We start from the raw sequence: 18,062 nt of genomic DNA, 5'->3' as shown, positions 1-18,062 counted from the left end.
CGCGCTGTGCTCAGCCGAGCCAGCCGGGGCGGACGAGCCCCGACTCGTAGGCCAGGACGACCAGTTGGGCCCGGTCGCGGGCGCCCAGTTTGACCATGGCCCGACTGACGTGCGTCTTGGCGGTCAGCGGGCTGAGCACCAGCCGGCGGGCGATCTCCTCGTTGGACAGGCCGATCCCGACCAGGGCCATGACCTCCCGCTCCCGCTCGGTCAGCTCGCTGAGGCTCTCGGCGGCCGCCGGCTCCTTCGAGCGGGCCGCGAACTCCGCGATCAGACGGCGCGTCACCCCGGGCGACAGCAGCGCGTCGCCCCCGACCACGGCCCGTACGGCGCGCAGCAGTTCGTCCGGTTCCGTGTCCTTGACCAGGAAGCCGGAGGCACCCGAGCGGATGGCCTCGAAGACGTACTCGTCCAGCTCGAAGGTGGTGAGCATGACCACCTTGACCTTCTTCAGGTCCGGGTCCGCGGTGATCCTGCGGGTGGCCGCCAGGCCGTCCAGCTGGGGCATCCGGATGTCCATCAGCACGACGTCAGGGCGCAGTTCGCGGACGAGGTCGAGGGCCTGTCCGCCGTCCGCGGCCTCCCCGGTGACCTCGACGTCGGGCTGCGCGTCGAGCAGTGCGCGGAACCCGGCGCGGACCAGCAGCTGGTCGTCGGCGAGCAGTACGCGGATCACGGCGCCTCCTTCTCCGGGGCCCCGCCGGGGGCCTCGGACACCGTACCCGGGGGTCCGAGCGGGATCCGGGCCAGGACCCGGAAACCGCCGCCGGGGCGCGGCCCCGCCTCGACCGTGCCGCCCAGCGCGGCCGCCCGCTCCCGCATGCCGACCAGGCCCCTGCCTCCACCGCTGATCACGTCGCCGCCCTCGGCCCCGCGCTCGGCCGCGGGCCCTTCGTCGTCGACCCGGATCTCCAACTGCCGCGGCTCGTAGCGCAGGAGCACGCGCGCGGTGCGGGCGGCCGAGTGCCGTACGACGTTGGTGAGGGCTTCCTGGACGATGCGGAAGGCTGCGAGGTCGGCACCGGCCGGCAGGCCGGTCGGTACGCCCTCGACGGCTACCTCCACGTCCAGGCCGGCGGCCGACGCCTGCTCCGTCAGCTCGGGCAGCCGGGCGAGGCCGGGCGCGGGCGACCGCGGTGCGTCGCCGGGCGCGCGGAGGGTGTCGAGGACCTGCCTGACCTCGCCGAGCGCCTCCTTGCTGGCCGCCTTGATGGTCGTCAGCGCGGTCCGGGCCTGCTCGGGGTCCTGGTCGATCAGGGCCAGTCCGACGCCCGCCTGGACGTTGATCACGGAGATGCTGTGCGCGAGGACGTCGTGCAGCTCGCGGGCGATCCGCAGCCGCTCCTCGTCGCGGCGCCGCCGCTCCGCCGCCTCGCGCTCCGCGCGCTCGCGCAGCATCTGCTCGCGGCGCACCCGTCCCAGCTCGGAGGCGGCGATGACGGCCACCACCCAGGCGGCGCCGCCGAGTTCCTGCTCCCAAGGCATGGGGCCGTCGTCGCCGGGGGGCAGCCAGCGGTAGAGCCAGTGGGCGATGACCACATGGCCGGCCCAGAGCATGCCCACGGCCGACCAGGCGGCCCAGCGGTGTCCCGCGACGATGGCGGCGAAGCAGGCGATGGCCACGCTGAGGAAGATCGGGCCGTACGGGTAGCCGGCGCCGAGGTAGAGCATCGCCGCGCCGGCGGCACCGAAGACCACGACCCGCGGGTACCGGTGGCGTACGAGCAGCAGCACCGGCCCGACGAGCAGCAGCAGGCGGGCGAGTACGTCCAGCGACGCCCGGCCGGGCTGGTTCTCCGCGGCGAAGTTCGTCCCGCCCATCTGGATGACGGCCACGGCGAGGGAGGACACCCAGGGCAGGCGGCGGGACGCGGGCTGGGACCGCCACCAGTGCCACGCCCGCACGCCCCGCGTCTCGTCCCTCGCCTCGGTCATACCGGCAACGCTAGACCGGGCCGTCCTTGTACGGCGTCAGCCGGGCGTGGCGATCACACGTACTCCCCGCGGAGTAGCTCGCCGGGCCGACGGGCGCCGCGTCGGCCTACCGGCCGGCCTCGCCGTCGGTGAGCCCGACGGCGCGGGCGAGCCGGGCGACTGCTCGGTCGAAGAACGCGTCGCGGGCGTCGATCATGCGGTTGAACTGGCCGAAGAGCTCGAAGCTGATCACGCCGAAGAGTTCGGCCCAGGCGGCCACGACCTCGGCGAGGACGGGGACAGGCAGCCGGGTGTCCAGCTGTTTACGGAGGCGCTCGGCGTCCCGCAGCACCGCTTCGGGGGCGGGGGCAGATCGGGCACGGGGAAGACGCCGGCTGCGTGGGCGTCGAGGATGACCTCGATCGGGGAGCGGCCAGAACGGCTCAGGAGCGGTCCAGTACGGTCAGCGCCCGCCGGGCCAGCCTGCTCGTCCGTACGATCTCGGCCAGCGTGGTCTGACCACGGGTGATCTCCGCGAACAGGTGCCACGCCGGCCTGAGGCTTGTGACCGCCGCGTGCATCAGCCCGGGGCGGCGCTCGAAGACCTGCAGCATGCGCCGCCCGACCGCCATCTCCACGCCCAGCCCCGCCTTGATCGCGAAGGCGTAGTTGAGCGCCTGGCGGCGGGCGTCCACCGCGTCGTGCGCCTCGGCGATCCGTACCGCCCACTCCCCCGCGAGCCGCCCCGAGCGCAGCGCGAACGAGATGCCCTCGCGGGTCCACGGCTCCAGCAGTCCGGCCGCGTCCCCGCAGACCAGCACCCGGCCGCGCGACAGCGGCGAGTCGGCGGCCCGGCAGCGCGTCAGATGCCCGGAGGAGATGCTCGGTTCGAACCCGGCGAGACCGAGCCGCGCGATGAAATCGTCCAGGTAGCGCTTGGTCCTGCCGCCGTTGCCGCGCGCCGAGATCACCCCGACCGTCAGCGTGTCTCCCTTGGGGAACACCCAGCCGTAACTGCCCGGCATCGGCCCCCAGTCGATGAGCGCCCGGCCCGCCCAGTCCTCCGCGACCGTCGCCGGAACCGGGATCTCCACCTCCAGCCCGAGGTCCACCTGGTCGAGCTTCACCCCGACGTGTGCACCTATGCGGCTGGCGCTTCCGTCGGCGCCGACCACCGCGCGCCCCAGCACGATCTCGCCGTCGCTCAGCACCACGGCGACGGTACGCCGGTCAGGCACCGAGGGCCCGTGCTGCTCGACCCTGGAGACGGTCACGCCCGTGCGCACCCGCGCCCCGGCGTCCTCCGCCGCCGTCACCAGGCGCTGGTCGAACTCGGGCCGGTTGATCAGCCCGAAGAGCATGTACTTGGAGCGCCGGGTACGGGCGAGCCGGCCGTCCAGCGAGAAGGTCACAGCGTGCACCCGGTCGCGCAGCGGGAGTTCGAAGCCGGGCGGCAGCGCGTCGCGCGAAGGACCGATGATGCCGCCGCCGCAGGTTTTGTACCGGGGCAGCTCCGCCTTCTCCAGCAGCAGAACCCGGCGCCCGGCGACGGCCGCGGCATACGCCGCCGAGGCGCCCGCGGGACCGGCCCCGACCACCACCACGTCCCAGACCGGCTCGCTGTCCTGCCCTGCGTTCTCGCTGCTCACCTGTGCTTCCGCTCCCGCTCGCCCTGGCGTCCGCATGCCGGGGTCGCAAGCGCCCGGCTGTCGCCTGGCATCCTACGGCTCATGGTCACCACGGCCCGCTGTGGGATGATCGGCAGCACAACCGCCGTACGTTACCCGCCCGGCGGCCACGTACGGACGCCGTGTGCGGACACCGCGTACGGACGCCGCGCACAGACACCGTGTACGGACACCTGAAGTACGCAGACCGCGTACCCCGACACCGCACCCACGAGGAGCGTGCCCATGGAGCCGACCGCGCTCGCCCCGCTCGCCGAAACCGTCGCCTCGCTGATGCCGCGCGCCAGGACCGAGCTCACCGAGCTGGTCGCGTTCCGGTCGGTCGCCGACCCGGCGCAGTTCCCCAGAAGCGAGTGCGAGGCGGCGGCGAGCTGGGTCGCGGCAGCGCTGCGCGCCGAAGGCTTCCAGGACGTCGCGCTGCTCGACACCCCGGACGGCACCCAGTCCGTCTACGGCTACCTGCCCGGCCCCGAGGGCGCGCCGACCGTCCTCCTCTATGCGCACTACGACGTGCAGCCGCCGCTCGACGAGTCCGCCTGGCTCTCCCCGCCGTTCACGCTGACCGAGCGCGACGGACGCTGGTACGGGCGCGGCACCGCCGACTGCAAGGGCGGCCTGATCATGCACCTCACCGCGCTGCGCGCGCTCAGGGCGAACGGCGGCATACCGGTGGGCGTCAAGATCATCGCCGAGGGCTCCGAGGAGCAGGGCACCGGCGGACTCGAGCGGTACGCGGAGGCGCACCCCGCGCTGTTGGCCGCCGACACGATCGTCATCGGCGACACGGGCAACTTCCGGGTCGGGCTGCCCACGGTCACCGCCATGCTGCGCGGCATGACGCACGTCCGACTCCAGGTGGACACGCTCGAAGGCAACCTCCACTCGGGCCAGTTCGGCGGCGCCGCCCCCGATGCGCTCGCCGCGCTGATCCGCATCCTCGACTCGCTCCGGGCCGAGGACGGCTCGACGACGGTCGAGGGGCTCGCCTCCGATGCGAACTGGGACGGCCTGCAGTACCCCGAGGAGGACTTCCGCAAGGACGCCAAAGTTCTCGACGGCGTCGGTCTGATCGGCTCGGGGACGGTCGCCGACCGCGTCTGGGCACGTCCGGCCGTCACGGTCCTCGGCATCGACTGCCCGCCGGTCGTCGGCGCCACGCCATCCGTCCAGGCCTCCGCGCGCGCATCGGTCAGCCTGCGCGTGCCGCCGGGCATCGATGCGGCCGCCGCCACCAAGCTGCTCGCCGCCCACCTGGAGGCTAAGGCGCCGTGGGGCGCCCGGGTCTCGGTCGAACAGGTCGGCCAGGGCCAGCCGTTCCGCGCCGACACCACCAGCCCGGCGTACACGGCGATGGCGGCGGCGATGCGGGCGGCCTACCCGGGCGAGGAGATGCAGACGGCGGGACAGGGCGGCTCCATCCCGCTGTGCAGCACGCTGGCCACGCTCTACCCGGAGGCCGAGATCCTGCTGATCGGCCTGAGCGAGCCGGAGGCGCAGATTCACGCGGTCAACGAGAGCGTTTCCCCGGAGGAGCTGGAGCGGCTCTCGCTCACGGAGGCCCTGTTCCTGCGGAATTACGCGGCATCCAGGGCTGGCTGAGCAGCCACCGGGCTACGCCCACGGCGAAGATCCGCCCGACATGCCTCCGGGCCGCCTACGGTCCGGAGGCATGGATGTCATCGAGGTGCTCCCGCGGCTGCACATGTTCCGTTTCCGCATCGGCCAGGCGTATCTATGGCGGGACGGCGGGGAGTTGACGCTCGTCGACGCCGGGAGCGCGGGCGAGGGCGCGGCCGTCGCGGAAGCCATCCGCGATCTCGGGCATCGCCCCGAGGACATCCGCCGGATCGTCCTCACGCACTGGCACCCCGACCACGCGGGCGCTGCCGGGGAGGTGGCCGCCCTGAGCGGAGCGGAAGTGCTCGCGCACCGGGCGGACGCTCCCGTCGTACGCGGCGAGGTGCCGGGGCCGCCGCCGGTGCTGCTCGACTGGGAGCGGCCGCTGTACGAGCACGCGCTCACCGTGCCGCTTGCGCCGCCCACGCGGGTGGACCGCGAGCTGGAGGACGGCGACGTGCTCGGATTCGGCGGCGGCGCCCGCGTGGTGGGCGCGCCCGGCCATACGGACGGCAGCATCGCGCTCCACCTGCCGGAGCACGGCGTGCTGTTCACCGGCGACACCGTGGCCCATGTGGAGCAGCTGATGCTCGGCGTGTTCAACGTCGACCGGAAACAGGCGCTCGACTCGTACGCCCGGCTCGCCGCGCTCGGCGCCGACACGGCATGCTTCGGGCACGGCGACCCGCTGACCGGCGGTGCCGCGCGCGCCTTGCGCATCGGCCGAGCGAGAGGCCGCAGCCTTCGCCCGTACCCTCCCCCAGCACTACTCCCAAGCGCCGGGGCCCGCATAGGAGTCAGCCCACCGGAACCCCCTCCTCCAGGTTGAGGACCGTAGAGCGCTCGCGGGCGCGGAGCGCCCAGCGGAGGCGCTTGAAGCGGACGGCGGGGAGCAGTTCCGCCGCCTCGCCCTCGCTGACGAAGCGGCAGTCCCGCAGCTCCGAACCCGGCAGCAGCAGCCGGTCCGCGCGACCGCCGCCGAGCCGCCCGCCGTCGAAGAGGAGGCGCAGGCCGCCGAAGGCGGGGGGTATGGGCGGCTCCCAGTCGACGACGAGCAGGCCTGGCACGCGCTCGAGTTCGATGCCGAGCTCTTCGGCGACCTCCCGCATCCCGGCCCTGGCGGGCGACTCGCCGGGTTCGACGACGCCTCCGGGAAACTCCCAGCCCGGCTTGTAGGTGGGATCGACCAGCAGCACCCGGTCCTGCTCGTCGAAGAGGAGCACCCCTGCGGCCAGGGTCTCGCCCGTGGGTTCCGGGGTCTGCACGATCTCGCAGGCCGCGGCGGCGCCGCTCCGTACGGCCTCGGCGATCTGCTCGGCTGTCTGCCGCGGCGTGAGCCGGCTGGTGTCGATGACGTGGGCGTCGGCGGCGAGCCAGGAGAGTGCCGCATGGTACGGGGCGATGTGGTCCAGCGCCCACCGCCGGACGCTCGCGCTCCGCTCCCGGCCGCTCTCGAACTCCTCGCGCGCCGCGATCCGTTGGCGCAGGATCGTTTCGTCAGGTGACAACAGCACATGCCGTACGGGAATCCGGCGGGCGGCCAGGCGCCCGAAGATCTCGTCGCGGTAGTCCTGCCGCAGCAGGGTCATGGGGACGACGAGCGTGCCCCCGAGCTCGGCCAGCAGCGCCGCCGCGGTGTCCACCACCAGCCGTCTCCAGATGGTCAGGTCCTGGAAGTCGCCGACGTCGCCCAGCCGCTTCCGCGGGAGCAGATACCGCAGACTTCCGCCGGTCACTTCCGGTTCGTACAGGGTGCTGTCCGGTATCAGACCGGTCAGTTCACGAGCCGCGCTGGTCTTCCCCGCGCTGAACGCACCGTTCAGCCAGACGATCACGGTTCCCCCTCTTCGGTAGCCCCCAGTGGACTGCCCGCTACACCTTGCCACGGAAACCGGCCGTGGCAAGGTCGGCGAATGGCCAGCCCGGCCGGTCGTCAGCCCTTGCTGGAACCGAGCGTCAGACCCGCGATGAAGTGCCGCTGGAGGATGAGGAAGACGAGGATCGTGGGCAGCGCGACGATCACCGAGCCCGCGGCCAGCAGGTTGTAGTCGGTGAAGAACTGGCCGCGGAGGTTGTTGAGCGCCGAGGTGATCGGCAGCTTCTCTCCGTCGGAGATGAAGACCAGCGCCCACAGGAAGTCGTTGTACATCCAGGTGAACTGGAGTGTCCCGAGGGCCGCCAGGGCCGGGCGGCACAGCGGCAGGGTGATGCGCCAGTACTGCGTCCACACGCCGGCGCCGTCGACCCGCGCCGCCTCCAGGATCTCCTGCGGCAGCGTGCGCATGAAGTTGGCGAGGACGAAGACGCAGAAGCCCAGCTGGAAGCCGACCTGGACGGCGATCACGGCCCAGTACGAGTCGTACATCGTCATCGACTCGGACATCCAGTAGGGCAGCGGGACGCGGTTGAAGAGGACGTACAGCGGCGTGACGACGACCTGCTGGGGCAGCAGGTTGCCCGCGGTGAAGAGCATCAGCAGCACGATGTCGCCGCGCATCCGCAGCCGCGCCACCGCGAAGGCCACGAAGGAGGCCAGGAAGAGCGCGAACAGCACGCCGGGGACCGCGATGATGAGCGAGTTGACGAAGTACGTGCTCATCCCGGAGTCGCTGAACGCCTGCCGGTAGTAGTCGAAGGACAGGCTCCGGGGCAGCGAGAAGTAGCCGTGCTCCGCGGTCTCCTGGTACGGCCGCAGGGACGCGTACACGGCCAGCAGCAGCGGCGCGAGAAAGCCCAGCGAGACGGCCATGAGGAAGGCGTGCAGACCGAGCCGCCCCGGTCGGATACGCCGCCGGCCGCGGGGATGTTGCGAAGCCGCCGGTGCGGAGGAGGAGGCGGCGGGCGCGGGTGCGGTGTCCACGGTCATCCCTTCTTCTCCCCTCGGAGCTCCTGGACCAGGTACGTGATGATGAACCCCAGGGAGACGGTGAGCAGGACGACCGCGATGGCCGAGCCGAACCCGATCCGGCTGGCCTCCCCGATGATGTTGTCGGTGACCAGGACGGAGAGCAGCTCGAGGCCGTTCCTGCCGTGGTTGATGGCGTAGACGATGTCGAAGGCGCGCAGCGCCTCGATGACGGTGATGACGCCGACGACGATGTTCACCGGCCGGAGGGTGGGGAGCACGACCCGGAAGAACGCCTGGGTCTCGCTCGCGCCGTCGATGGCCGCGGCCTCCTTGAGCGACGCGTCGACCGACTTGAGCCCGGCGAGATACAGGATCATCACGTAGCCCGTGTGCCGCCAGCCCGCAGCCAGCAGGACCATCCAGATGTTGAGGTCGGGGTCCCCGAGCCAGTCCACCGGGCTGTCCTGGTTGCCCATCAGCGCGTTGAGTGCCCCCTGGTCGCGGGAGAAGACCAGCTGGGCGATGAAGCCGACGATGGCGAGCGACAGCACCACCGGCATATAGAGGGTCGACTGGTAGAAGCGGCTGAAGCGGACGCCCTTGTCGATCAGAACGGCGAGCAGCAGCCCGAGCGGCGTGGCGGCGAGGCCCAGGAAGCCCAGCCACAGCAGGTTGTTGCGGACCGCGGGCCAGAACTGCGGATAGTCGGTGAAGAGCGTCTCGTAGTTCTTGCCCCCGACCCATTCGATGTCCCCGAGCCCGTCCCAGCTGGTGAAGGACAGCCCGATGGAGGCGAAGGTCGGGCCCCAGATCAGGGCGATGTCGAGCAGGACGGGTATGCCCAGCAGCACGCCGAGGACGATGAGGTCGCGGCGGGTGAAACGGCGCGGGCCCCGCCGTCCTGCGCGTGCTGCGGGCCGCGTGGTCGAAAGCGGCACGGAAGGTGACTCCTCGTCGATCGGTCGGGCTGATCGGCTATTCGGCGGCGAAGATGTCCTTCTTCTGCCGCTCGATGTCCTTCACCAGGCCGTCGATATCGTTCGGGTTGTTGATGAACTCCTGGATCGCCCGGATCATCACGGTCGACGCGAAGTCGGGCCGTGTGTCGCGGTCCATGAACTGGGATATCTGCTTCGCCCCTGCGACCAGCTCGGCGGCCTTCTTCTGCAGGGCGTTGTACGAGGAGGTGTCCGCGCTCTCGTTGACCGCGACGTTGTTCGGGTCACTCTTGAGGTAGATCAGCTCGGCCTCCGGCGAGGCCAGATACTTCAGCAGATCCTTGCCCCCCTCGACATTCCTGGCCTTCTTCGCCATCAGGAACCCGTCGATCGGCGCCTCGACCGCGTCCTGGCCGTGCGCGGAGTCGATTTCCGGGAAGGGGAAGAAGTCGAGGTCCTCGCGGTCGGCGGCACTGAACTGCTGGCCCGGGTGCGGCAGTCCGAGGACGGTCATGCCCGCCTTCTTCTGCTGCAGCGTCTGGGCGGCCTCCTGCCAGGTCCTGCCGTTGGCGCCCTTCTGGTGGTACGGCATGAGGCCGCGCCACAGGTCGAAGACGTTCTTCACCTTGGGGTCGGTCCACGACTCCTCGCCGCTCATCAGCGATATGTGGAAGTCATAGCCGTTGGCCCGCATGTTGAGATAGTCGAAGGTGCCCATGGCGGGCCACCCGTCCTTGTCCCCGAACGCGAACGGAACCAGCCCGTCCTTCTCCATCCGCTGCGCCAGGGCACGGTATTCGTCGAAGGTCTTCGGCACCTCGTAGCCGCGCTCCTCGAAGACTCTCTTCCGGTGGAAGACGGCCCACGGATAGTAGTAGTACGGCACGAAGTACTGTTTGCCGTCCTCCCCGGTGGACTGCTTCTTCAGCGCATCGGAAAACCCGTCGAACCCCTGCCACAGATCACTGATCTCGGTCAGCAGCCCCTTCTTCGCGAAGAACTGCATCCGGTAGCCCGCGAACCACATGAACACGTCGTCCGGCGTGCCCTGCAGATACCGGTTGATGTTCTCCTGGAACGCCTCGTGATTAACGGTGTTGACCTTCACCGTCTTCTTCGACTTCTTCTCGTACGCGTCGAAGGCCTGCGCGAAGGCCTTCTTCGGCACGGCGTCCGAGGCGTTGGAGCCCATCTTGATCGTACCGGCGTCGCCCGGACCGCTGCCGCAGGCCGCGAGCACCGAGGGAAGCGCGACGGCTCCCGTGCCGATGGCCGCACCCCGCAAAAGGGTCCGACGGGACATCCGACCTCCTGCCACGGCAGGACCGCTGAACGATGACTGCGCCATGTCCCTCTCCTTCGAGGTGCAACTCAACACAACCGAACGCGAGTGCTCGGATCTCACCCCGGTGGGTTCAGGCCGTCAAGGGGTTTGGCACGTCATTCGCCAATCGTTACCGCATCTCTTCCAACATAGTTCAACACGGCCTACCGTAACCGCTCGAGTGTCGAGTACATGACATAGAGCGGAAGACGGAGGACCGGAACGATGCGCCATTCAGCTGCCCGAACAACCAGCCGGAGAGTGATCGGAGCCCTGACCACCGCGCTTCTCTGCGCGGCAGGCCTCGCCGCTCCCGCCGCAGCCCTGCCGGCAGCCCCCGGCGACGGGCTCGCCCTGACTCCGCCCATGGGGTTCAACAACTGGAACTCCACCCACTGCCGGGCCGAGTTCAACGAGGCGATGGTCAAGGCCATCGCGGACATCTTCGTCGAAAAGGGCCTCAAGGACGCCGGGTACCAGTACGTCAACCTCGACGACTGCTGGGCCCTCCCCCAGCGCAACGCCAACGGCAAGCTCGTCCCCGACCCGGTCCGCTTCCCCAACGGCATCAAGGCCGTGGCCGACTACGTCCACTCCAGGGGCCTGAAGTTCGGCATCTACACCAGCGCGGGCACCAAGACCTGCAACACCGCGGGCTTCCCCGGCGGCCTCGGACACGAATACAGCGACGCCCAGCAGTTCGCCGACTGGGGCGTCGACTACCTCAAGTACGACAACTGCAACAACCAGGGCGTGGACGCGAAGAAGCGCTATACGACCATGCGCGACGCCCTCGAGGCCACCGGCAGGCCCATCGTCTACAGCATCTGCGAGTGGGGCGAGAACAAGCCGTGGGAGTGGGCCCAGGACGTCGGCCACCTCTGGCGCACCACGGGCGACATCAGCGACAGCTGGTCCAGCATGGTTTCGATCATGAAGAAGAACCTGCCGCTGGCTCCGTACGCCAAGCCGGGCAACTGGAACGACCCGGACATGCTCGAGGTCGGCAACGGCGGCATGACCGACACCGAGTACCGCACTCACTTCTCGATGTGGTCGATCATGGCGGCCCCCCTCCTGATCGGCTCAGACCTGCGCAAGGCCAACACCGCCACTTTCGACATCCTGGGCAACCGCGAGGTCATCGCCGTCGACCAGGACCCCCTGGGCAGACAAGGCACGGTCCTCTCCTCCTCGAACGGACGGTGGGTCGTCGTCAAGGAGATGGCGGACGGCAGCCGCGCCATCGCGCTGTTCAACGAGTCCGACAGCGCCCAGCGCATCGCCACCACCGCCCAGGAAGCAGGCCTTCCCACCGCCGACGCGTACAAGGTCCGCGACCTGTGGCAGCACAAGGACTACAACACCGCCGGCACGATCGCGGCGACCGTCCCCGCACACGGCACGGTCCTGGTCCGCGTCTCGACCGACAGCGAGTGGGCGGCGTACCCGCCTGCCGCCGAACTCGGCCTCGAAGGAACCCCCGTCACCGAGGCAGGCCGGACGACGAAGCTCACGACCACATGGCCCCCTCGGGCTCCCGACCCACAAGAAACTGACCACGACCTGACGCTCACGGCGACATACGAGTCCCCCGGGGCGCCCGCGCCCGGGGGCAACTGCCCACCATCGTCCACGTCGCGGTCCCCCCACCCTCCGGCACCTCGCACGTCAGTAACCTGCCCTGGCTGAGCGCGACCAAAGGCTGGGGCCCGGTCGAGAAGGACACCAGCGTCGGCGAGAGCAGGGCAGGCGACGGCCCGCGCAAGCACTCTCGGCCGACGTGACAGACGCAAGCGTCGTACGCCTCGTCGCCGGCGACGGCATCGACTCGGACCACGCGGACTGGGCGGACGCCAAACTCACCTGCCGATAGGGCCCTTCGGGCATGGAGCCCGCGGCCGCGAGACGGAGGGGCCGGGGCGGGGTGGTCCCGGCAGGGGCGTAAAGCGTGATTTGTGGGCCGGCTTGCGGCCGGCCCGCAGATGACCGACTACCAGGCCGGCCCGTAAATCATGCAGCCCCAGAGGGACTATCCCGCCCCGGCCCCGCCCCCGCAGACAACGAGGCGCACAACCCGCACTACGACCCCGCAGGCGAAACCACAACCGCAGACCGCCCCGCGCCGGACGGCGTTCTCGCCGCAGCCGCCGCCCCGATCAGCCCCGCATCCGTCCCCGTCTCAGCCGGCACAACCTTCAACTCCCGCACAAACGACAGCGTCGCGTAATCCCGCAGCGCCCGCCGCAGCGGCGCGAACAGCACGTCCCCCGCCGCCGCCACTCCCCCACCGACCACCGCCACCTCGATCTCGACAAGCGTCGCCGTCGCCGCGATCCCCGCGGCCAGCGCCTGCGCCGCCCGCTCGAAGGAGGCCCGGGCCACCACGTCACCCGCCCGCGCCGCCCGCGCCACCGCCGCCGCCGTGGCGTCACCGTCGGCCCCGGGCAGCCACCCACTCTCCAGCGCCCGCCGCGCGATGTTCGGCCCACTCGCTATGCGCTCGACGCACCCCCGCGCCCCGCACGGGCACAGATCCCCGTCCAGGTCCACGCTGATGTGCCCGATGTGCCCGGCGTTCCCCGTGGGCCCCGGGTGCAGCCGCCCGCCCAGTACGAGCCCGCCCCCGACACCCGTCGACACGACCATGCAGAGCGCGTTGTCGCGGCCGCGCGCCGCACCCTGCCAGTGCTCGGCGGCGGTCATCGCAACCCCATCCCCCACAAGGGTGACGGGCAACTCCCCGGCCGCCTCCCGTACGCGCTCCACCAGCGGGTAGTCCCGCCACCCCGGCACGTTGACCGGACTGACGGTCCCGGCGGAGGCGTCGACGGGCCCGGCGCTGCCGATGCCGACGGCGGTCGCCGCCGCCCACCGCGCGTCCGTCGTCAGTTCCCCGAGCACCGCCGCCACGGCTGCCATGACGGTCTCGCCGTCCTCACGCGCGGGGGTGGGCCGCTGGGCCCGTACGAGAAGACGGCCCTCGCCGTCGACCAGCGCCCCAGCGATCTTGGTACCACCGATGTCGAGGGCGGCGACGAGGTCGTTCTGCATCGGCGTTGTATCTCCTGGTGGGCGGCGGTTCCAGCGGTTCAGTCTCACCGGTTTTGACAACGTTGTCCAGGCTCTATGCTCGTAGCGCACCCGCCCATGGACGAACAGGACCCCGCCACCGTGGCCGATACCGCCCCACGCACCAAGCGCCGATACGGCACCAGGCCGACCATGAAGGACGTCGCCGCTCGCGCGGGCGTAGGCCTGAAGACGGTGTCGCGGGTGGTGAACGGCGAGCCAGGCGTGACGCCCGACACCGTACGCCGCGTGCAGGAGTCGATCGAAGCCCTCGGTTTCCGGCGCAACGACAGCGCCCGCGTGCTGCGCAAGGGCCGTACGGCCAGCATCGGACTGGTCCTCGAGGACCTCGCCGACCCGTTCTACGGGCCAATGAGCCGCGCCGTGGAGGAAACCGCGCGGGCGCACGGCGCCCTGCTGATCCACGGCTCCAGCGCGGAGGACGCGGGGCGCGAACAGGAGCTGGTGCTGGCCCTGTGCGCCCGCCGGGTGGACGGCCTGGTGATCGTGCCCGCCAGCGACGACCACCGCTACCTGGAGCCGGAGATCGCGGCGGGCGTGGCCACGGTCTTCGTGGACCGCCCGGCAGGCCGGATCGACGCCGACGCGGTGCTGACCGACAGCTTCACCGGCGCCCGCGACGGCGTCGCGCACCTCATAGCCCACGGCCACCGCAGGATCGGCTTCATCGGCGACCAGCCGCGCATCCACACGGCGTCCGAGCGGCTGCGCGGCTACCGCGCGGCCATGGACGCGGCCGGGCTGCCGGTCGACGAGTCCTGGGTGGCGCTCGGCTCGACGGAGCCGCAGCGGGTGCGGTCCGCGGCCCTGGCGATGCTCGACGGGCCGGCGCCGGTCACCGCGCTCTTCTGCGGGAACAACCGCGTGACGGTCACCGCCGTGCGCGTGCTCAACGGGTGGCCGCGGCAGGTCGCCCTGGTCGGCTTCGACGACTTCGAGCTGGCCGATCTGCTCTCCCCCGCCGTCACCGTCATCGCCCAGGATTCCGCCCAGTTGGGGCGTATGGCGGCCGAACAGCTCTTCCGGCGGCTCGAAGGCGGGGCCGACGAACCGGCGAGGTTCCTGCTGCCGACCCGGCTGATCCCCCGTGGCTCCGGTGAACTGCCACCGCCCGCGGACGCGGTCTGACGCGCCGTCATCCGCCCAATGTCCCGCGCGTTTGCGTCTCATACGGATCACACGGATCACATGGATCACAGGGCTCGTGCGGGACATGCGGCTCATGCAGGACATGCGCGGCTCAGCAGATCGGCAGGCCGGGGACGGGCTGGTCGTTGTCCCCGCCCTTGATATAGACATCGCTGATGAAGACGCCCGCGTTGCCGCTGTCGTCGTCGGTCTTCGCCCACCAGATGTTGGTCCACTGGCCGTACGTCTCCCTGCGCCCCTGCGTCTGGCAGTAGAAGTAGTTGGTGCCCGCGTTGAGCAGACCGACCTCGTTGCCCGCTTCGTCGTAGGACTTGGCGGTACGCCAGACCTCGCAGTTGTACTTGCCCGCGCCGATGCCGTGGCACACCGGCGCCGGAGCCGGGTCCTCGCCGCCTCCGCCGGTGTTCCCGCCGGTGCTGGTGCCGCCGGTGGAACCGCCGCCGCTCGTCGACGTGGAGCCACCGCTGTCGCCCCCGCCGCTCGTGCCGCCCCCGGTGCCCTTCCCGTCATCCACGCCGCCCGCGGGCGCGCTACCGGGCGGCGACTTCGACGGCTTCTCCGAGGACTTCGCACCCTCGGCCTTCTCGCCCGCGGACTTGCCCTCGCCGTCCTGCTCCTTCTCCGAGGCCCCGGCGGCGGGTGAACTGCTGCCGGAGGCCACCTTGTCGGAGTCCCCCGAGCCGTTCAGCACAACGGCGGCGGCCACCCCGGCGCCGGCCAGCACGACTGCCGCCACCGCGGCGGCCACGGCGGTACGGCCACGGCGCCGGCCCCCGCCGCGCCCCGACGAACCGCCGGTCACCAACGGTCCACCGTCGGGTGGCGGCATCGCCTGCGCCGACGGCACAGCCCCGCCCGGCCCGCGTCCGCCCTGCGCAGCCCCGCCCTGCGGGGCCCCGGGCTCCGCAGGGAAGTCGGGTGCCGGGCCGAAGCCGGGGCCGTGGGGCACCGCGGCCCCGCCCGCCCCCGGTCGCGGAGCCACAGGGCCGCCGAGGTCGGTCGTATCCGCATCACGCCCGGCGCCACCGTCGTACGGCCTCCCCGCCGCGACCGCCTCCAGCAGTTCCCGGGCGCGCTGCGCGTCCGGCCGCGCCTGAGGGTCCTTGTGCAGGAGCTCGCGCAGGACCGGCGCAAGGGGCCCGGCGCGCTGCGGTTCCGGCAGCGGCTCGACGACGATCGCGGTGAGCGTGGACCAGGTGGACGTACGGCGGAACGGCGACGAGCCCTCCACGGCCGCGTACAGCGTCGCGCCGAGCGACCACACGTCGGACGCGGGCCCGGGGAGCTGCCCCTGCGCACGCTCCGGGGCCAGGTAGTCCAGCGAGCCGACGATGTCGCCGCTCTGCGTGAGCCGCGTCGTGGCGCCGTCGCCGGGGTCCTCCATGGTGGCGATGCCGAAGTCGGTGAGCACGACCCTGCCGCTGCGATCCAGCAGCACATTGCCCGGCTTGACGTCGCGGTGCAGGACGCCCGCGCGGTGGGCGGCGTCGAGTGCGTCCATGACCTTGGCGGCGATCGCGGCGGCCTCGAGGGGGTCGAGCACGCCGCGCTCCCGGAGGACGTCGTCGAGCGAGGGGCCGTCGACGAGCTCCATGACGATGAGCGGACGCCCCTCGTCCTCCGCGATGTCGTGGACCGCGACGACGCCGGGGTGCTTGATACGGGCCGCCGCGCGGGCCTCGCGCTGCATCCGCAGCCGCAGATCGGTGAGTTCGCGGCCCCCTGCGTCGTTGTAGGTGCGCAGCTCCTTGATCGCGACCTCGCGGCCGAGCACCTCGTCGACGGCCTGGCAGACCACGCCCATGCCGCCGCGGCCGAGCTGCCGCATCACGCGGTAGCGCCCCGCGAGCAGCCGCCCCGCCCCGTCCTGTCCGTGCTCCCCCGTCGACACCGCTGCCCCGTCCCTCGACCTGTCCTTCGGCTGTCGCCAATTCCCGGGCACAGCCTACGTGTCGGACGCGGCGGCTCGTTCGGTGTCTCCGCCACCCATCCCCCGAGAGCACCGCGACTCGGCTGCGGCGCCCCGGCGCTGGAGCCGCATGGCGGTGCCCCGGTGGAGCCCGGCGTTCCAGCCCCGGCGTTCCAGCCCGGCGTCCCGGCCCCGGCCGTTGGGCCGCGGAAGGGGCCCGTCCTAGGAGTTGCCGTACGCGGGATGCTCCTGGGTGCGGGTGTTCGGGCACCGCACCGCGAGGGCCGCGATGTCGTCGTTGAGCCTTCCGCCGCTGTAGTGGAGCAGGTCCCGGTGAAGCCGGGCGAGCAGCTCGCCGGGCGGCGCCGGGCCTTGCCGCCGCATCCAGTCGGGCAGCGGGAAGAACTCGCCCGTGCGGTCCCGGGTCTCCGTTACCCCGTCGGTGTAGAGCAGCAGCTGGTCGCCCGGGGCGAACGCGACGGTGTCGACGCAGTACTGGTCGCCGATGAGCATCGCAAGGTTGAGGGGAGGCGAAGGGGTGGTGGGCTCCAGGGCGCGGATCTCCCCGCGGTGCACGAGCATCGGCGGGGGGTGCCCGCAGTTGAGAAGTCTGACGTGGCCGCGGCCGTGTGGGATCTCGGCGATAAGAGCGGTGGCAAAGCGCTCCGGCAAGTCCTGGGCGGGGAACGCAGCGCTGTAGCGGGTGATGCTGGTCTCCAGACGATGGATGATGCCCCTCAGGTCGGGCTCGTCGTACGCGGCCTCCCTGAAGCAGCTGATCACCGCCGAGGCCGCCCCCACCGCGGACAGGCCCTTGCCGCGTACGTCGCCGATCAGCAGCCGGACCCCGTACGGTGTGTCGGCCGCCTCGTAGAAATCGCCGCCGATCCGGGCCTGCTCTTGGGCCGCCAGATACAGCGACTCGATCTCGACGTCCTCGATGCGGGGCGGCAGAGGGCGCAGCAGCACCTTCTGGGCTGCGTCGGCGACGAGCCGGATGTGGAAGAGCATTTCCTCCCGCTGGAGTCGGATATGGCTCGCATATGCGGCCGCCAAGGTGACCGCGACGATCGCAGCCGCCGTGTACGGCGTCCCCAGGTCGGTGTAGACGAAGCTGAGGCCGATCATGACCAGCAGGCAAAACGCCCCCAGCAGGATCGTGGGGAGCACGGGCCACATCGCGGCGGCGAGGGCGGGTGCGGCGGGCAGGAGGCGGCTGAAGGCGATCTCCCTCGGTGTGGAGAACGCCAGGCCGGCGATGACGATGGTTAGGACCACCGGTGCCAGCAGGGCAGTTTCCCACCGGCCGCGGTAAGGAGGACGACGGCCCCGCAGCCGTCCGAGCGTGATCACAGAATGCATCATATCGGGGCGAAACACTCTGGACGCACGGCCGTCCCGGCCCCGTGCTGGGCACCGGTACCGCCTCCATCGCGGCGGTGCAGACCCTAGGGGTGTGCTGACCGGAGAGGTTGGTGACGCGGCTGGCTGGGGTTTGGCCGCTGATTCCGGTGTGGGGTCGGTGGTAGTTGTACCAGTCCAGCCAGTCGGGAAACGCGGCCTGCCGTTCGGCTTCTGAGGT

At 71.3% G+C, this 18,062-nt stretch carries 14 protein-coding genes and 2 pseudogenes; 4 read left to right on the top strand and 12 right to left on the bottom strand.

Going from position 1 to position 18,062, the window contains the following annotated elements:
• Positions 1-10: 10 nt before the first annotated feature.
• The 4 genes from ACTWP8_RS32455 to ACTWP8_RS32440 form a co-directional block, all read right to left on the bottom strand.
• Complete coding sequence (locus ACTWP8_RS32455) at positions 11-676, bottom strand: response regulator (RefSeq protein ID WP_443325660.1); 666 nt, start codon at positions 674-676, stop codon at positions 11-13.
• Entirely contained in the window at positions 673-1,935 is a 1,263-nt protein-coding gene (locus ACTWP8_RS32450) for a sensor histidine kinase (protein ID WP_443325659.1), read from the bottom strand. Before ACTWP8_RS32450 ends, ACTWP8_RS32455 begins: the two co-directional genes overlap by 4 nt.
• Positions 1,936-2,041: 106 nt before the next feature.
• Positions 2,042-2,266: a TetR-like C-terminal domain-containing protein gene (locus tag ACTWP8_RS32445; RefSeq protein ID WP_443325658.1), complete on the bottom strand. Its 225-nt coding sequence runs from the start codon at positions 2,264-2,266 to the stop codon at positions 2,042-2,044.
• A 91-nt stretch (positions 2,267-2,357) separates the two neighbouring features.
• Positions 2,358-3,563, bottom strand: coding sequence for a geranylgeranyl reductase family protein (locus ACTWP8_RS32440; RefSeq protein WP_443325657.1), 1,206 nt, complete (start codon positions 3,561-3,563; stop codon positions 2,358-2,360).
• Positions 3,564-3,827: 264 nt separating this feature from the next.
• Here ACTWP8_RS32440 and ACTWP8_RS32435 point away from each other — a divergent pair, with 264 nt between their 5' ends.
• Both ACTWP8_RS32435 and ACTWP8_RS32430 read left to right on the top strand, forming a co-directional pair.
• A complete protein-coding gene (locus ACTWP8_RS32435) occupies positions 3,828-5,201 on the top strand; it encodes a dipeptidase (RefSeq protein WP_443325656.1) in 1,374 nt (457 codons plus the stop codon).
• Positions 5,202-5,271: 70 nt separating this feature from the next.
• A complete protein-coding gene (locus ACTWP8_RS32430; RefSeq protein WP_443325655.1) occupies positions 5,272-6,048 on the top strand; it encodes an MBL fold metallo-hydrolase in 777 nt (258 codons plus the stop codon).
• Here ACTWP8_RS32430 and ACTWP8_RS32425 read toward each other — a convergent pair.
• The 4 genes from ACTWP8_RS32425 to ACTWP8_RS32410 all read right to left on the bottom strand — a co-directional run bounded on the left by ACTWP8_RS32425 (position 6,017) and on the right by ACTWP8_RS32410 (position 10,308).
• Complete coding sequence (locus tag ACTWP8_RS32425) at positions 6,017-7,054, bottom strand: NUDIX hydrolase (protein ID WP_443325654.1); 1,038 nt, start codon at positions 7,052-7,054, stop codon at positions 6,017-6,019. The genes ACTWP8_RS32430 and ACTWP8_RS32425 overlap by 32 nt on opposite strands.
• A gap of 98 nt (positions 7,055-7,152) precedes the next feature.
• The gene (locus tag ACTWP8_RS32420; protein ID WP_443325653.1) at positions 7,153-8,085 is read right to left on the bottom strand and encodes a carbohydrate ABC transporter permease; all 933 of its coding nucleotides are present in this window, start codon (positions 8,083-8,085) and stop codon (positions 7,153-7,155) included.
• A complete protein-coding gene (locus ACTWP8_RS32415) occupies positions 8,082-9,005 on the bottom strand; it encodes a carbohydrate ABC transporter permease (RefSeq protein ID WP_443325652.1) in 924 nt (307 codons plus the stop codon). Before ACTWP8_RS32415 ends, ACTWP8_RS32420 begins: the two co-directional genes overlap by 4 nt.
• Positions 9,006-9,042: 37 nt before the next feature.
• Positions 9,043-10,308 (bottom strand): ABC transporter substrate-binding protein, encoded by a 1,266-nt coding sequence (locus tag ACTWP8_RS32410; RefSeq protein ID WP_443325651.1) that lies wholly within the window; start codon positions 10,306-10,308, stop codon positions 9,043-9,045.
• A gap of 246 nt (positions 10,309-10,554) precedes the next feature.
• Here ACTWP8_RS32410 and ACTWP8_RS32405 point away from each other — a divergent pair.
• Positions 10,555-12,205 (top strand): annotated as a pseudogene (locus ACTWP8_RS32405) (NPCBM/NEW2 domain-containing protein).
• A gap of 206 nt (positions 12,206-12,411) precedes the next feature.
• On the opposite strand, the gene ACTWP8_RS32400 reads toward ACTWP8_RS32405, so the two are convergent.
• Positions 12,412-13,383, bottom strand: a complete 972-nt coding sequence (locus tag ACTWP8_RS32400) for an ROK family protein (RefSeq protein WP_443325650.1) — start codon at positions 13,381-13,383, stop codon at positions 12,412-12,414.
• Between the two features lie 120 nt (positions 13,384-13,503).
• Between ACTWP8_RS32400 and ACTWP8_RS32395 the strand changes: the two genes are divergently transcribed.
• Positions 13,504-14,550 carry a LacI family DNA-binding transcriptional regulator gene (locus ACTWP8_RS32395; protein ID WP_443325707.1) on the top strand — a complete coding sequence of 349 codons (1,047 nt, stop codon included), beginning with the start codon at positions 13,504-13,506 and terminating at the stop codon, positions 14,548-14,550.
• 112 nt (positions 14,551-14,662) lie between these two features.
• On the opposite strand, the gene ACTWP8_RS32390 is transcribed toward ACTWP8_RS32395, so the two are convergent.
• From ACTWP8_RS32390 to ACTWP8_RS32380, 3 genes and pseudogenes are all read right to left on the bottom strand, one after another.
• Positions 14,663-16,462 carry a serine/threonine-protein kinase gene (locus tag ACTWP8_RS32390; protein ID WP_443325649.1) on the bottom strand — a complete coding sequence of 600 codons (1,800 nt, stop codon included), beginning with the start codon at positions 16,460-16,462 and terminating at the stop codon, positions 14,663-14,665.
• Between the two features lie 240 nt (positions 16,463-16,702).
• Entirely contained in the window at positions 16,703-17,833 is a 1,131-nt protein-coding gene (locus ACTWP8_RS32385) for a PP2C family protein-serine/threonine phosphatase (RefSeq protein WP_443325648.1), read from the bottom strand.
• A 103-nt stretch (positions 17,834-17,936) separates the two neighbouring features.
• Positions 17,937-18,062 (bottom strand): annotated as a pseudogene (locus ACTWP8_RS32380) (integrase core domain-containing protein); the annotation flags it as partial.

The organism is Streptomyces sp. 7N604, assembly GCF_052245475.1.
Lineage (GTDB): Bacteria > Actinomycetota > Actinomycetes > Streptomycetales > Streptomycetaceae > Streptomyces.
This window is presented reverse-complemented; position numbering and strand designations above follow the sequence as displayed.

Bases quoted from the DNA above. Each gene is read 5' to 3' on its own strand.
- ACTWP8_RS32450 (WP_443325659.1), bottom strand. From the start codon at position 1,935: ATGACCGAGGCGAGGGACGAGACGCGGGGCGTGCGGGCGTGGCACTGG.
- ACTWP8_RS32435 (WP_443325656.1), top strand. From the start codon at position 3,828: ATGGAGCCGACCGCGCTCGCCCCGCTCGCCGAAACCGTCGCCTCGCTG.
- ACTWP8_RS32430 (WP_443325655.1), top strand. From the start codon at position 5,272: ATGGATGTCATCGAGGTGCTCCCGCGGCTGCACATGTTCCGTTTCCGC.
- ACTWP8_RS32420 (WP_443325653.1), bottom strand. From the start codon at position 8,085: ATGACCGTGGACACCGCACCCGCGCCCGCCGCCTCCTCCTCCGCACCG.
- ACTWP8_RS32410 (WP_443325651.1), bottom strand. From the start codon at position 10,308: ATGTCCCGTCGGACCCTTTTGCGGGGTGCGGCCATCGGCACGGGAGCC.
- ACTWP8_RS32400 (WP_443325650.1), bottom strand. From the start codon at position 13,383: ATGCAGAACGACCTCGTCGCCGCCCTCGACATCGGTGGTACCAAGATC.